12 protein-coding genes are annotated in these 14,990 nt (G+C 59.8%); 2 read left to right on the top strand and 10 right to left on the bottom strand.

Features of this window, described 5'->3' with window-relative positions; genetic code table 11:
- Nucleotides 1-774 precede the first annotated feature (774 nt).
- The 3 genes from NKI96_RS30880 to bluB all read right to left on the bottom strand — a co-directional run bounded on the left by NKI96_RS30880 (nt 775) and on the right by bluB (nt 4,818).
- Nucleotides 775-1,029: a helix-turn-helix domain-containing protein gene (locus tag NKI96_RS30880; RefSeq protein WP_031197535.1), complete on the bottom strand. Its 255-nt coding sequence runs from the start codon at nt 1,027-1,029 to the stop codon at nt 775-777.
- A gap of 451 nt (nt 1,030-1,480) precedes the next feature.
- Entirely contained in the window at nt 1,481-3,301 is a 1,821-nt protein-coding gene (gene glmS / locus NKI96_RS30875) for a glutamine--fructose-6-phosphate transaminase (isomerizing) (protein ID WP_352756085.1), read from the bottom strand.
- A gap of 881 nt (nt 3,302-4,182) precedes the next feature.
- A complete protein-coding gene (gene bluB / locus NKI96_RS30870; protein ID WP_023713007.1) occupies nt 4,183-4,818 on the bottom strand; it encodes a 5,6-dimethylbenzimidazole synthase in 636 nt (211 codons plus the stop codon).
- Nucleotides 4,819-7,286: 2,468 nt separating this feature from the next.
- Here bluB and NKI96_RS30865 point away from each other — a divergent pair.
- On the top strand, nt 7,287-8,042 hold the full coding sequence (locus NKI96_RS30865) for a Crp/Fnr family transcriptional regulator (RefSeq protein WP_023731597.1): 756 nt from the start codon (nt 7,287-7,289) through the stop codon (nt 8,040-8,042).
- A 538-nt stretch (nt 8,043-8,580) separates the two neighbouring features.
- Here NKI96_RS30865 and NKI96_RS30860 read toward each other — a convergent pair.
- From NKI96_RS30860 to panB, 7 genes are all read right to left on the bottom strand, one after another.
- Nucleotides 8,581-9,546 carry a hypothetical protein gene (locus NKI96_RS30860; RefSeq protein ID WP_023820363.1) on the bottom strand — a complete coding sequence of 322 codons (966 nt, stop codon included), beginning with the start codon at nt 9,544-9,546 and terminating at the stop codon, nt 8,581-8,583.
- 179 nt (nt 9,547-9,725) lie between these two features.
- Nucleotides 9,726-10,136: a DUF2285 domain-containing protein gene (locus NKI96_RS30855; protein WP_023673629.1), complete on the bottom strand. Its 411-nt coding sequence runs from the start codon at nt 10,134-10,136 to the stop codon at nt 9,726-9,728.
- 58 nt (nt 10,137-10,194) lie between these two features.
- A complete protein-coding gene (locus NKI96_RS30850; protein ID WP_352461172.1) occupies nt 10,195-10,569 on the bottom strand; it encodes a transcriptional regulator domain-containing protein in 375 nt (124 codons plus the stop codon).
- A 22-nt stretch (nt 10,570-10,591) separates the two neighbouring features.
- The gene (locus NKI96_RS30845) at nt 10,592-11,224 is read right to left on the bottom strand and encodes an acyl-homoserine-lactone synthase (RefSeq protein ID WP_023707030.1); all 633 of its coding nucleotides are present in this window, start codon (nt 11,222-11,224) and stop codon (nt 10,592-10,594) included.
- Between the two features lie 92 nt (nt 11,225-11,316).
- Nucleotides 11,317-12,042, bottom strand: coding sequence for a LuxR family transcriptional regulator (locus NKI96_RS30840; protein ID WP_023673631.1), 726 nt, complete (start codon nt 12,040-12,042; stop codon nt 11,317-11,319).
- A gap of 93 nt (nt 12,043-12,135) precedes the next feature.
- Nucleotides 12,136-12,999, bottom strand: coding sequence for a pantoate--beta-alanine ligase (panC, locus tag NKI96_RS30835; RefSeq protein WP_023673632.1), 864 nt, complete (start codon nt 12,997-12,999; stop codon nt 12,136-12,138).
- Nucleotides 12,996-13,856, bottom strand: coding sequence for a 3-methyl-2-oxobutanoate hydroxymethyltransferase (gene panB, locus NKI96_RS30830; protein ID WP_352807606.1), 861 nt, complete (start codon nt 13,854-13,856; stop codon nt 12,996-12,998). The genes panC and panB overlap by 4 nt, the downstream gene beginning before the upstream one ends.
- Before the next feature lie 162 nt (nt 13,857-14,018).
- Here panB and NKI96_RS30825 point away from each other — a divergent pair, with 162 nt between their 5' ends.
- A complete protein-coding gene (locus NKI96_RS30825; protein ID WP_023673634.1) occupies nt 14,019-14,987 on the top strand; it encodes an NUDIX hydrolase in 969 nt (322 codons plus the stop codon).
- Nucleotides 14,988-14,990 lie beyond the last annotated feature (3 nt).

Below are 14,990 nucleotides of genomic sequence, written 5' to 3'. Positions count from 1 at the left end.
CATGCCGCCGTCGAAACGGGCGACGACGGACTAGCCGCCGACTGATGACAAACCGCTCAGCGGCAGCGCAAGATCGTTCATGGTGCGTGTGGTCTCCGGGAAATTTCGGATCGGCTTAAGCAACCAAATCCTACGTCATTTCAACGGGCTTGCGCCACATCCACCAACCCCCATGAATTTTTCAGGCTGGCAGAGAGGGTGCTTGCGGTGCACTCACTGACACGAGATCGCAAATGGAGGCGCGTGACCACCAGAACTGGCGACACCCAAGGTGGTCCGCTGGACCCGCAGGAGGAACCACAAGGTGTCAGCGGGCAGAGCGCAAGCGAGTCCCTACTTCGATCTTTCTAGAAGCGCGCCGGCAGCCTGGGCGGGGGGCTTGGGGGTCAGACGGCCGGCGCACGCCACTCACGAAGAGCGGCCCCTTTTCCTGGTTCGAACGCCCATAGTCAACCCGGAAACGTCAGGATGCCCGCCATGTTACTTTCAGAGCGGCGCGACTTCGCCATGGTGGACACTAGGAGTAGCCACTCTCGTAGGCCGAGTTGATGCTCAAGCCAGCATCGCCTTGCCGAACTAGGAAGAGTTCGCCGTTAGTCCTTCGTCGCGAGCCGATGCCGTCGTGCACGTTTCGTAGCACTCCGGGCGGCTATATCGCTTTGTTGTTCGGTGAGCTGCGCCAGAAGGCATCGCATCAATCAATCAAGCGTCGACATCAGCCGCAAGCTTCACATCACAACAGCTAGTCCACCCATTGCAGATCATCCGATCTGTTCAGGCGGCGTCCGAAATGTCCAACTCCGACTCAAGAATTCCCACAGGTATGGAAAGCGATTTCGCTATCCGATCCCGATAGCCCTTGCTGTACCTCAGACCTCGCTCGATGTTTTGGATTTCCTCAGCGGCCAGCCCGCACGCGACGGCCAGGTCGTCGATCGAATATCCAAGGTGCTCGCGATAAGCGCGGACGATGTGGGTTCCCTGGGACATAGCCGTCAAGACTGGTTCGGGAATGCGCGAATCCTTCATAAACATCTCCAAGAACTGGGAGCTCCCTCGGAGATTCCTCCCGAGGCGCACACCTAGCAAATAAAAAAAATGGTCGTCCATTCGGCCGAACCGGCCTCATGCATGGGATGGGCCGCTGAATTGGCCGGGCTGGAATATGGCGGCTCACCTGCTTCTGATCAAGTATCAAGACTGCCCGTGCTGAGAGCCTGGTCGGCGTAGCGCATGCGACCTGCGATCCTTCGTGGACCATTCTCGCCGATGGCTTTCTTGAACAGCAACTCGAACTTTCGGCACGGACACTGCTTCCTTCGGCAATCTCCACCGGCGAGGCAGCGAAAGACCCGCTCGTAACCGCTACCGAGTTTCGCAATTGCAGCAAACAATGGTCATCTGGTTTCATCCGGGCTTCGGATCCAGACAAGGGGTACCGCTTTCCTGGAGGCGCATCGCCACCTGTACAGGTTCACAATCATTCGACCGTGACCGATTTTGCGAGATTGCGCGGCTGGTCTACATCCGTCCCCATGAAGAGCGCCGTGTGGTAGGCTAGAAGCTGTATCGGGAGCGAGAAGATCATTGGCGCGATAATCTCGTCGACAACCGGCAGCACGAGCGTGTGCATGGTTTCGAGTTTCGATACGGCTGCCCCTTTTTCATCGGTGATGAGGATAATCCGCCCTCCACGGGCAGCCACTTCCTGCATGTTGGAAACGGTCTTGTCGAAAAGACGGTCATGGGGCGCGATGACGATCACCGGCATGTTCTCGTCTATCAAGGCGATCGGCCCGTGCTTCAATTCACCCGCTGCATAGCCCTCGGCATGGATGTAGGAAATCTCCTTGAGCTTCAGCGCACCTTCCATCGCTAGCGGGAAACTGGTGCCACGGCCGAGATACAGGACGTCACGACACTTTGACAGTTCGCGCGACAAGAACTCGATTTCCGGCTGGATGCTCTCGAGTACGTGGCCCATCACGCGCGGCAATTCGGCGAGGCTCCTGACGAGCTCCTGCAGCTCGTCTTCGGGGACCGTCCCGCGGGCTCTGGCGGCGCCGATGGCGAGTGCTGCTAGAACGGCAAGCTGGCAGGTAAAAGCCTTGGTAGAGGCGACGCCGATCTCCGGTCCGGCAAGGATCGGGAAAACCGTATCGGCCTCGCGAGCGATGGTCGATTCGCAGGCATTGACGATAGCGCCAATTTTCAGCCCACGCTCCTTGCAGTACCTCAATGACGCAAGCGTATCGGCGGTTTCGCCGGACTGCGAGATGAAAAGAGCTGCCGACTGCGGCGGCAACGGGATCTCGCGGTAACGGAATTCGGACGCAACGTCGATTTCAACCGTCAGGCGCGCATAGCGCTCGAACCAGTATTTTCCGATCAGTCCGGCGAAATAGGCGGTTCCGCAGGCAGAGATCGCCAAGCTCGGGACCTTGGCGAAATCAATGCCAGGAACCATGTCGCGACTGTCTATGATGTTAATGTAATGACGGAGAGCATGGGCGATGACCTCGGGCTGCTCGTAAATCTCCTTCTCCATGAAGTGGCGATGGTTGCCCTTGTTGGCCAGATCGGCCGCGGCCGTGGAGATATGGAGCGGACGCTCGACGGGACGGCCGTTGACATCGAAGATATGGGCGCCCGAATTGCCGACAACGGCCCAGTCGCCGTCGATGAGATAGGTAATTTCATTGGTGAAGGGAGCAAGGGCGATCGCGTCGGAGCCCAGGAACATCTCGCCGTCGCCGTGACCGATCGCGAGCGGTGGCCCGTTGCGCGCCGCCGTGATGGTCGACGGTTCATCTTCGAAGAGGATGGCAAGCGCATAGGCGCCCTTGACGCGTTTCAGCATGGCACGCGTGGCCTCTTGCGGCCTCATGCCCTCTCGGCGGTATCTTGCCAAGAGATGCCCAACGACCTCGGTGTCGGTGTCGGTCTGGAACTCGGCGCCATCCGCCGCCAATTCGTCCTTCAGCTCGGTGAAGTTCTCGATGATGCCGTTATGGACTACGGCGACACCGTCGCTAAAGTGCGGGTGCGCATTGCGTTCGGTCGAGGCCCCGTGGGTTGCCCAACGCGTGTGGCCGATGCCGACGTTGCCGCTCAGCGGCTCTTCCTTCAGTCGCCTCTCGAGGTTGACGAGCTTGCCCTCGGCGCGCCGGCGGTGCAAGGCACCCTCGATGATCGTCGCAACGCCGGCGGAATCATAGCCGCGATATTCCAAACCCTTCAACGCGCCGATCAACCGATCCGACACCGGCTGTTGCCCAACGATGCCAACAATCCCGCACATGTTCGTCTCCGCATCTTTGCGGGCAGCACCAGCCCACGCGAGACGGATACCCGTCCGGCCGCTTTAAGTGGCGGCCTTGTAGTAGAATTCCATAATATTGGTAAAATTGATTGTTGTGATAACTACCATCCACCCGATGGATAGGTCGGCCGCTGTGGAGCCACGACCCAAACTTCTACTCGCGCCTGACGCTCTTATGAGGATCGCAGACTCACACCCGCGGCAGGATCACGGCCTCGGAAAGGCCAGGAGGCCTTGGACAGTGGACGGACGACGGGCCTGCGGCCCCTTGTCAGGCAGTCGGCATCTAGGAGCATGGTGCCGCCGACTTGGGCATCGGCGATGGTCTGTCTTGGCGACAGCCTGAGTTCGCTTCAGGACCGTCGTCGTCTCGCGCGGCTGCCGGTGTCAGTTGACGATAACAAATGTCCGCCGGGGGCGAGCGCCTCGCGCACGGCACGTGCCAGCCGCGGTCGGTCCGGGACGCCGTCGAAGGCGTTGGCCGTGAAGACTCACGGGGCGTGACACCAGAGTAGCGAGTTCGTAGCGCGTAGCCGGCGACGAATTCGCAATTGGTCGCGCCGGCGCCGGTCAGCCGGCGCTGCGCGGCCTCCAGCTGGTCGGCGTAGTGCGACGACATGGCGGGTGATCGTGGCGATCGGCACAGCCGCCCCGCAACAGAGGTCGACCACCTCCATGCCCGGCTTCAGCCCGGTTGTCGCAAGCGCCATCTTCGCTGCGGTCGCGCTTGTCATGCTGCTCTTTCCTGGCCTTTGCAAGAACACGAACCTCGGCTTCGGTTGGAATGGCAATGTGGCGAAGGGCGACCCGATCTGCGTCAAGCTCATCGCCAGGGAAGAGGCGAATGATGAGCAGCCCCACTATCGCCTGATCACCACCGGCGGCCGCCGATGTTCCCAGCATTCGCGTTCCAAGGTCGGCATGTCGTGCTCCTCGCTGGCATAGCCAAGGCAGAAATAGCCGATCAGCGTCCATTCGGGCGGCGTGTCGAGAATTTCGGCCATCTCGGTCGCATCGAGGATCGACACCCAGCCCATGCCGATGCCCTCCGCCCGCGCCGCCACCCACAGTGTGTGCACTGCCATGACGGCCGAATAGTCGATGGTCGCCGCCATGGTCATGCGACCGAGCCCATGGCCTTGTCGGGTCGTGCGGTCGGCGAAGACCGCGAATTGACAGGGCGCCTCGTCGAGCCCGGCAAGCTTCAGCCGGGCATAGAGTGCGGCGCGCTCTCCCGAAAAGCGCGTGAGCGCCTCAGCATTGCAGCGCTCGAAGCAGTCTCTCACGGCAGTGCGCCGCTTGAGGCTCTCGACGACTACGAAGCGCCAGGGCTGGCTGAGGCCAACGGAGGGCGCAATGCTGGCGAGCTCGAGCAGGCGTTCCAGCGTACCCTCTGGCAGAGCCGTCGGCTCGAAGCGCCGCACATCCCTGCGCCAGCGCAGCAGCGTGATCAGCTCGGCGCGAAAATCGTCGGTGAAATCTGGAGGTGACGGCATGGCGGTCTCGTTAGGTATGGATTGGCATTAGGGAGTACAGTGTGGACAGCCTCTGCCTATTGCCAAGCTGGCTTGTTGCGTCCGACAATCGCGTCATGCGACCCCGACCGCAAACGATAGAAAAATCTTTCCTCGTGGGCGGCGCTATTACGATGCAATCGACCAAGCCAGTTTCGATCAGCTCGCACCGCGGTGAATCGTGTACCAGGCCGTTGCTAAATGCGCCATTGACACTCAGGCGCACCCGTATCGCTCACCAGGCCTCCGAATGCAGAGAACGTCGGCCTGGAACGCGGAGACAGCGACAGGCATCTCAGCTTGCATATACTCGTTCCTGCCGCATCGCCCGCAACTCAGTTTGCTTCCGACCACGTCGGCCTCGACGTCCCCGAAGATTCCCCAGGTCATTCGGCAGATACCATCGTCTGACGTCATAGCGCCGCAGCGGACAGCACCAGCTGCCCAGTTCCATTTGGTGCATCGCTGAGCTTCCAGTCGCCACCGCAATTTCGTCTTCCACCAGCGTCAGGCATGACCCAAATTGGAGCTCATCCCTCTCACAGTCGATTCGCGCTTGAACTATATGTTCTACTTTCGTTCACTGTTCGGACGGCACATTAGAAAGAGCTGGAATGGAATCTATCATCAGCCCTCGACAGCCGCCAAAGGTGGCCGCTGTTCAAGCCCGCCGAAAAGTTTGGATGCCGTTCACAAGGGGAGAGCATTGGTGGGACCATGCCGGCACCATCTACCTCTTTGTTCTTCTCGGGGAACATCGCCCGGGCCAGTGGTCTCAATCGTGACCGGAGAGTAAAAATAACTGACGCGCATCAGGGCTCGCGCATGTGGAACGAGATGAGCATCCCAGTTACTGGCACATTCTACAATCAGCTACCAATTGACAAAACGTAAGGCAGGAGACGGTTGAGACGTGGAAGGTGTTCGACCGTCGTACCGCAGAGTCGCCATAAGTCGCATTTACGAGGTCCTGATATTTGATGCAAATGGCTGGGAACGTTGCTCACCCTCAACTCGGAGGTGACCGTTACCATCAACAGCGGATGGGCTGGTGCCGTCATGAAGTTGGAGGGCGACTTTCCTCCTCTAGCCGTTTTCGCAACCTATTCCGTCGCCGTCTCGGTCAAGATCATAGATATCGGTGCCTACGACAGAGACCGGCCCGTGTACGTATGCGGGACCATTGCCCTTTCCGGAGGAACAGTCGACATCGCTGGCGATTGGAACACAGGCGCCTGTGTAGTTAGGGTCGCAGGATTCTTGGCCATGAGCGCTGCTGATGAAGGACGCCAGACCCAGAGCGACCGCGCCTAGACGATGAAACCGCATCAAACACCCGCCAGCCAACACCCAAGAAATCTTAGCGGGCATTTTAGCTCCATGCAATATTAGCGCTGGCTTGGGCGCCTATATATCACCACCAAGCTCCAAAGAGATAAGTTATTGCCCCACTGCAATGATCAAGATCGCGTTGAGGGTCGCGCGATGGCGGGCTACTTGATTTCGGTTTGGCAGATGCGCGGCCAAAGACCGACGCGTGCTGCCAGGCATATGCATCTGCGGCGGGGTTTGACTTTTGATATTGCGAGGCAGGAAGGTCGCTTGCTGTACAGAGGAGCTTATTGCCGAGGTCGAGAATCTTAGTGCCGATCGATGGTAGTGCATCCACATCAGTCTGATTTTCGACAGCCGTCGTCGAGCCGGAGTGCGCATCTCCCTCTGCGGTGAGGCCTCCGTAAGCGTCTGCGACGACCGACAGAGTCGACAACCACGCGCTTCGTTCAGCCCCCGAGGTGATCATGGCTGAAAGCGGTCCTACAAGGGCGGGCGATGTTAGCCGTCAAGGCCGACAAAAGGCAAACGCTGTGGGATCGTGTGCAGGGCGAGGTCGGCGTCCCGGTCCCGAATGAGCATAAGAAGGACAAGGCGGAATGGCTGAAGCCGGGACTGGTCGGCCGGGTCAGGAGGTCGAAGAGCGAAGAGAAGCTGCGCCACGCAAGGCTACCGGATTTCTGGGAGGATAACCAAAGAGCGCGGTCAGTCTTGGGTATATTGTACGATTGTTACCCAAGCGGCGGCCGGCATGGAACTCTCATCCTCGTGGAGCTAGGGTTGTGCTATGGCACAGCCCTTTCAATCCGCCCCAATGAGCGCTTCATTTCAGATGATCGTGGACCACTATGAGACAGCGGTTTCACTCCAGGAGCGCATTGTAACTCGCGCTCGACAAGTCGGCTTGGCGACCAAAAGCGATGACGAATTTCTGGAGCATCTGAATGCCGCGTTAGAGCGGGTGCGCCAAAGCTTGGCTCGGGCCGATTAACGTAATTGATTAAAAAATGGGACATCCGCGGTCGGCAGGCATACAGTGTGCCATCGACGGCAACTCTAAGGGCGTCCGTCGGCTGTGAGCGATCAACATGCTTCCGCCCCAATAGGGAGAGGGAGCTATGACAGACTCCAGTTCACAAACTCACACTGCCGCGCAACGCGACACCGGCCAAAATTCGATCTATCGCAATTCGCTGCTGCTACGAATGTGCTCGGCAGATTTGGCATTGCTGCAACCTCATTTCGAAAGCGTCTCCCTTGGGCTGAAGACGCATCTCGAAGTGGCGGGGTCACCAATCAGCACCGTGTACTTCTTCGAGAGCGGTCTCGGGTCAGTGGTGGGCGAGCTGCGGCCTGGTATCGAAGCTGAGATCGGAATCATTGGTTGTGAGGGCATGACCGGCTCAGCGCTTATCATGGGCGATGACCGGTCAACGCACGATTGTTACGTCCAATTAGAAGCCCGAGCCTTTGTTATCGACGCGGGCCTCTTCACCAAGGCGCTTCTGACAAGCCCAACCTTGCGAACCTTTCTGCTCCGCTACGTTCACTACTTTCACCTCCAGGCAAGCTTCACCGCGCTCAGCAATGCCCGGATGAACATAGTCGACAGGCTCTCAAGATGGCTGGTGATGTGTGATGATCGCGTCGACGGGAACAGCTTTGCGATTACGCACGAGTTCTTATCAGTTATGCTCGGTGTCAGGCGGCCCGGCGTCACCATAGCGCTGCAAACCTTGGAGGGCCAAGGTCTGATACGCTCAATGCGAGGAGAGGTAGTCATTCTTGATCGCGCGCGTCTAATTGCGCTGGCAGATGGGTCATATGGCAGGGCTGAAGCCGAATACGCTCGGCTAGTCGGCAAACTGCATTGATCGCAGGCGCCGCGGCGTCCGTAGCGCCGCGACGGTGATCGCCAACGAATGTGCTCGACAGGAGATGGTCGATCTCCTGCATTGGAGTCACGTAAGCCGCCTAGACAGAGCCTTCACCGCCGACGTTGCCGAGCATCGGGATCCAAGACGAAGCTGTCATGCCGGCACCGCTGCATGCGCCCCGCGAGGAACAAACCGCCCCTCGCCTTCGTTCAGGATCCCGAAGCACGATACGGCTGTGCACCACCTTCCGGCCACTCAAAGGAGACCCGAGACGACTTGGTCCGTAAAGGAGGTTTTCGAAGAGCATCTGAGGCTTCGCGCGGCAGGCGATATCGAGGAGGATCTCTTGGGCGCACTGCCATCTAACCTCGATTAAACAGGCACTGATGCGCTGGCTGGAGCAATGGCGAGACTCATTGCACCAGCCAAGTTCAGGGCATGTGCAGACAACCGCTTTTGGCCCGGAACAGATCGATTGGCGGCATAGCCTTATCTTTCCCTCACAACGGGAAGGCTGTTTCGGGACTTTTCGAAATCAGCGGATCACAGGCTCGCCATGGAAGCGGCGGCGCGATGGAGGAGAAACGCCGAAGCCAACTTCCATCATCAGCCGTGGCCTGTGCGACGGCACGGTGCCCATATGGAACCCGAACGGATCCTCGACGAAACCGAAACCGGCCATGCCGGTCAGCGTGACCGGACTCTGCTTGCCGTAGACGTCCAGAATCTCTTGCGCTGGATGGCCGACGACAAGCGTAAATTGGTGCTTGAGGGCACGGCGATCATGGCTGCCTCGAACATAGATATGCGGGCCGGTCCCCTCGTCGACGGGCACCAGATAGAAAAAGAACTTCAGCATCCGCCAGTCGTCCAGGTCGAAGTGGTATTTGCCGAGCGAAGCCAGGTTCTTGTCCGCGTCAGACGCCTGGCCGGTCGGGAAGCTCCACCAGACGCGCGTCGTGATCAGCGTCGCCTGGCCGCCGAGATAGTGCGCCGCGATATCCATGAGCAGCGGATCGTTTTGGATGGCAACGGCCGACTTACAGCCCAGAATGCGCTCGAAATAATGGCCGCTGAGCAACGGACGGCCAAATCGCGCCTCAGCCTCCGCATGCTCCGCCGGCATGAACTCGAGTCGGCGATCGAAATTGCCGAAACAAGGTGTGCACCTGGCGAATGCGGCTACATCTTCAGCCACCATTGCAGGCAGGACAAGGCCGGGAAAAAGCCCATCCATCCGCAGCGCGTCGACAACGTCGTGGCAATTGACACCGGCAAACATCGTGTCCTGGGCTCTTTGCGGCCTTCGGACCGGCTTTGCACCACGCCAGTGCATTCTCCGTGCCGGCATGGTGCGCGCTAACATGAACATGGGCAGCCACGCCGGGTTCTCGCGAATATCCGACAGGTAGGTCGGAATGCGTACGGCTATGCGACGCAGCATGCTGCCGTTTCGCGCGATTGTCTCAAGGCTTGCAGCGCCGGCTTTGTCGGAGTTCATAACGGTCATCGGGGTCCTCAGGTCATGAATGCACTTATCGACGAAGTTGGGTCCCGGTGTTTCGCCGAAACCCGATTCGCCGCGGAAGAACTAGGCGCTTGCCACGTTTTGTGCAACGCACCATTGCAGTGAGAAAATGGAGGTTGCGCGTTCGTATAAGACAATCGCAACCACTCCAATTACCTCAGGAACTGTCTGTAGCCGCCGCCCATCAGGTAGCGGCCGCGTTGGATGGCGCGACGTACCTGATCGCGAAGATGGCCGCCTGGATGACGCCAATCTTCTTCGACACGGCGTCTCCCGAACAAGGCAATGGCGACCTCCTGATGAGATGCTCCCGCCAGCGAGCCATCCAAAGCCTGCAGTACAATACGCAGACGCGCTCCGCGGTGTTCCGGCGGAAAGCAAGCAGCTGACACGCGGCGGCAATCATTGATGTCGTTCAGGAACTGAAGGGCAGCGACATGGAACTTGAGGTGCTGCGGCTGAAGGATTGCGTCGACATATAGCCGCAACGGGCGGAGGACGGACGCACCGGAAACGGCGATCTGCAGACTCCGGCAGTTCTCCCTCAGCAGCACGTGCTGCATGCCCGCAGCTGTCAGCAGGATGTCCTTGCAGCATGAGAGCGAAGAAAGGTGAAGCGGTTCAAAATCGTGGTCGAGCCCCAGCGGCTCCGCGGCCGCTCGTAGAATACAGGCGCAATCGCGCGGATCCCAAAAGACCCTCGCCGATGTAGCGTCCGACTGTGGCGCGTCCGCGAAAAAGGAGGCTCCATTGTCTTAGGAAAGCTGATTCTGTCGTCAACTCGATTATCTTCATGTCGGCCTGGGTTCCGACGAAGCAGGCGGACGGTGCCATTTTGGCGTGGTCGCGCTGGAATTGTGGATTGCGCCGAAGAAACTCCCAGGCCCAGCCAGTGCGTGGCAATCGTCTGGCGTAGTGGTAAGCGTCCTGGCGACGCCAGTCCGGCCAGCATACAAGGCCGACCGTCGCTTCCTTGGGCAAACCAGCATCCTTCATGGCACAGGTGTCCACAATGGCGCTATGCTGACGGGCCTAGAACCGGTTGCCACAGTACCGGTCCGCTCAGACGTCCCCTGCTGCGGATGCGCAAAAGGCTCGCGTGGGAAATCTCGAGAAACCCAGCCACCGCCTCCGTTTTGCCGACGCACTTGGGTTCTCCGATGCGCGACAATGGCCACGTAGCAAGGCGGAGGATCCGCTCCATGCGCGTGTCCGTCACCGTTACGATCCGGGTCAGATCCTTGGCCAAGCCGAACTCGATCATGCCCGCGAAGAGCTCGTAGGTCGCCTGAGCCAGCCCGCCCGCTGCCTTGGGCGCCGACGGAGGAAGATCGAGCGCGAAACGACTGCTCTCCCATATGTCGGTGGTCGAGGGCACGACGTCAGCACCCAGCAGCACCGGGAAGGTGTCGCGCAACATTGTGGGTCCGGTGCTGGGCAAAAGACGCACGCAACCGCGAATTCGCCAGTCGGATCCTTTGAGGAGCAGATAGACAGGCTTGAGAGCATCAAACGGATCGGATTCCATCTGGTCTTCGGTATCAACTTCCCAATCGAGCCTTTCCTTGAACACCCGAAACCTGAGCCCGTGCATCTCTTTGAGCTCGCCTGCAAAATCACTGTAAAAGTCTGGTGCTATCAGTTGCATCATGGTCGCCTCCATGTGGGATGTGTTCCCGCCATCGAAGGGCAAAGCTGACAGCGATGCAGCCTGTAGAGGTTTACAGGTATCGTGGCTGAGAATCAGGATCTCGTCAGGCCGGAGGCAGCCATTCGTGCAACGGCTTGGTTGATCGTTCGAACGCCAAACTTTGCCTTGGCGTTTTCCAGATGAAAGGTCACGGTGCGCTTTGAGACGCCGAGAAGCTGGCTAGTATCCCAAGCCGACTTGCCGCGCGCCGCCCATTTCAGACACTCGAACTCCCGCGGGGTGAGCGTTACACCATCCACCACGCGATGATCGGCGAGCCTTCGCCGGACATGGATATGAAAGTTGATGGCCACCAGCTGCAATGCTTTTTCGTAACGTGCCAGTGACCGCAACAGAGGCGGACGGGACTCGTCGGAAGCAAAGGTCAGGGCAGCAAACCGGCCGAGATGATCATGCATGGACATCGTCAGGCCGCCGCAGATGCCAAACTCAGCCGCACTCTCTAGAATTTGTTGCTGCGAATTCGGCAGACCGTGCCGAGCGCGATCCACACCCCAATCGAATGTATCCCAGCCTTGCAGCCCGCGCAGGATGACCGGATCGAGACTGTGGTACCGCTGTTGCAGATAACGTGACGTCCAGGATGAAGGATAGTTTGAAATCAATTGGGGGGCGTCGCCGGAGGCTGACGGGTAGGTGAAATAGGCGAATAGCGGGAAGTCGAAGCCGGCTGCAGCGGAGGCCATTGCCTCACAGAGATCGGCAGCATCAACACTTGCAGACAGTTGCTCGACGAAGTTCTCAAACACGCGATGCATGTGTCCTGTGCGTAACCTCCGTAACGCTCAATGCTAGGCAGAGACCTTGTTTTAGATGATCCCGGACGAATACGGCGCGTGCCGAGAACGTGGCTAATCTGTTGAACCAATCCGAAATAGTCTGACGTTGTCTATGAGCCGTGTGCCGCCGAGCCAGGCGGCGGCAAGCAACCGTGCCGGTCGATCGAGGCTTGTTATCGGGTGCAGATCTGCCTCATCGCGAAGTTCCAGGTATTCGACCTCGCGATAGCCTGCAGCCAGAATTGCTGCGCGAGATTCTGCAAGCGTTGGCAGGATGGGTGAGCCGCGCTGAAGCCGCTCAGCCGTCTTGAGCAGGACCGATGATAGCTTGGGAGCAACAGCGCGTTCCGCTGGCGAGAGCCGCACATTGCGCGATGATAACGCAAGACCGTCGGCTTCGCGGACTGTCGGACAGGCAACAATGGTGATTGGAATATCCAGATCCCGGGCCATGCGCCTGACCAGGTGAATTTGCTGAAAGTCCTTTTCGCCAAAGAAGCCGAAGTCAGCGCTGGTCTGCAGGAAGAGCTTGGCGACGACGGTCGCCACGCCGTCGAAATGCCCCGGCCGGAATGTACCGCACAGGCCTTCGCTGACACCGCAAACCGAAACGGTGGTGGCGAAGCCCGCCGGATACATCTCCTCTGCATCTGGCGCATAAAGCAGGTGCGCGCCAACCGGTGCCAGTTTGGCGGCATCCTCGTCCTCGGTGCGGGGATACGCGGCAAGATCGGCCTGGCTGTTGAATTGCTTCGGGTTGACGAAGAGCGTCACTATCACACGGTCTGCCTTCTCGAGTGCAGCGCGCACCAGGCTGAGATGGCCCTCATGCAGGACGCCCATCGTTGGCACCAGGGCTATCCTCACACCTTCGCAGCGCCATGCGGCGACGCTTTCGCGAAGCTGGTCAACGCTCCTGACGATCGGCACGCTCACGCTGCTTCTCCGCTCTTGGTGGCGTCCGTGTCGGCGGGCTTGGGCGCATCGGCAAACACGTGCTCTGCGGCGGGAAACTGGCGCTCCTTCACCTCGCGCGCATAGGAAGCGATCGCAGCCGCAGCCGCCTCCCGGAGTTCAGCATAGCGCTTGACGAACTTGGGCCGGAAGTCGCCGAAGAGGCCCAGCATGCCGTCGACGACGAGAATCTGGCCGTCACAGGCTGCCGAGGCACCGATGCCAATGGTCGGGGTCGCCACCTCCTTGGTGATCCGGCGGGCGAGCGCCTCAGGAACCTTCTCCAGGACGACCGCAAAGGCGCCCGCTTCGCCCACCGCAATTGCGTCGCGCCTGATGCGCTCGGCATCCCCGCCCCTGCCCTGTACGCGGTAGCCACCGATGGTGTTGATGGCCTGCGGCGTCAATCCGACATGGGCCATGACGGGCACGCCGCGTGCGGCGAGGAAGCCGATCGTCTCTGCCATCGCTTCGCCGCCTTCGAGCTTGACGGCCGTGCAGCCGGTCTCGGCCATGACGCGCGCGGCATTGCGGAAAGCCTGCTCTGGGCTTTCCTCGTAGGAACCGAACGGCAGGTCGACCACCATCAGCGCCTGCTTGATGCCACGGCGCACCGCCTGGCCGTGCGTGATCATCATCTCCAGCGTGACACCGAGCGTCGAGGGCAGGCCGTGGAGAACCATGCCGACGCTGTCGCCGACGAGCACCACATCACAATGGGGATCGACAAGCCGGGCGACTGGGGTGGTGTAGGCGGTAAGGCAGACGAGCGGCGTCCCACCTTTGCGCGAACGAATATCCGGCGGTGTGATCGCCCTGGTGTCACCATAAGCGCTCATGGGACCCTCCTTCCCCTACGTTACCAGCTGCGGCTGTCGCCTTTGGCACATTTTTGTGCAGGTGCGAAGAGCAAAAAAATGGCCATGCAGCTGCGGGGTGTTGACGTGCCAATTGGCACGCTTACACTAAATCGATTAAGGTGCCCCCGAGTTGGCCAAATAATGGACGATCAGGCAATAGGACTCAGGAAAGACAGAGCCGCCGGCAAGGCCGACAACGTCAAAGTGGACTTGATCGCCTTTGTGGTCGCCGTAAACGGCAGTCAACCCTGTGTCCTCACCATCGGCCAGGCGGACACCTTGCCCTCCGGTCCCTTTGCGCTTGAGCACCGATCGCTGCAATCCGGCTTGAGGGGGTGGGTCGAGCAGCAAACCGGCCATCGGCTGGGGTACATTGAGCAACTCTACACGTTCGCGGATCGGGATCGCATCGGCGCCGAGCGCCAGCAGCGCGTCATCTCCATCAGCTATCTCGCATTGACGCGCAAGGAACAGGCAGCGGGCTCGCCCAAGTGCGGATGGCAGAGTTGGTATGAATATTTTCCATGGGAGGACCACCGCTCCGGCACGCCTGCGGTCGTGCTGGACGTTCTGCGGCCGCGCCTGATCGAATGGGCAAACGGGGTTGGCGATTCGGCCACGCGACGTGAACGCTGGCAGCGGGCGACGATAGCCTTTGGCTTCGACGACCGCCTTTGGAACGAGGAACTCACGCTTCAACGCTATGAGTTAGTCTACGAAGCAGGCCTGGTCCAAGAGGCCGTAAGAGGGCGGGACGCAGGACCCCCGCCGCTGGTGCCCAGCAAGTCCATGGTCGCCGATCATCGCCGCATCGTGGCGACCGGCATTGCGCGGCTGCGCTCCAAGATCAAATACCGCCCAGTCGTCTTTGAGCTGATGCCGCCGGTCTTCACGCTTTTGCAGCTGCAGCGAACCGTGGAGGCGCTCGCCGGCAGGCTCATCCACAAGCCGAACTTTCGCCGACTGATCGAACAGCAGGAGCTGGTCGAGGAGACCGGAGAGGCCACCACTGAGACCGGCGGCCGGCCAGCGAAGCTTTTCCGTTTCCGCCACGCCGTTCTCGACGATAGGCTCATCGCCGGGACAAAATTGCCGCTGGCGCGGGGTTGACAT

Source organism: Mesorhizobium sp. M0292 (genome assembly GCF_040321695.1).
Lineage (GTDB): Bacteria > Pseudomonadota > Alphaproteobacteria > Rhizobiales > Rhizobiaceae > Mesorhizobium.
This window is presented reverse-complemented; position numbering and strand designations above follow the sequence as displayed.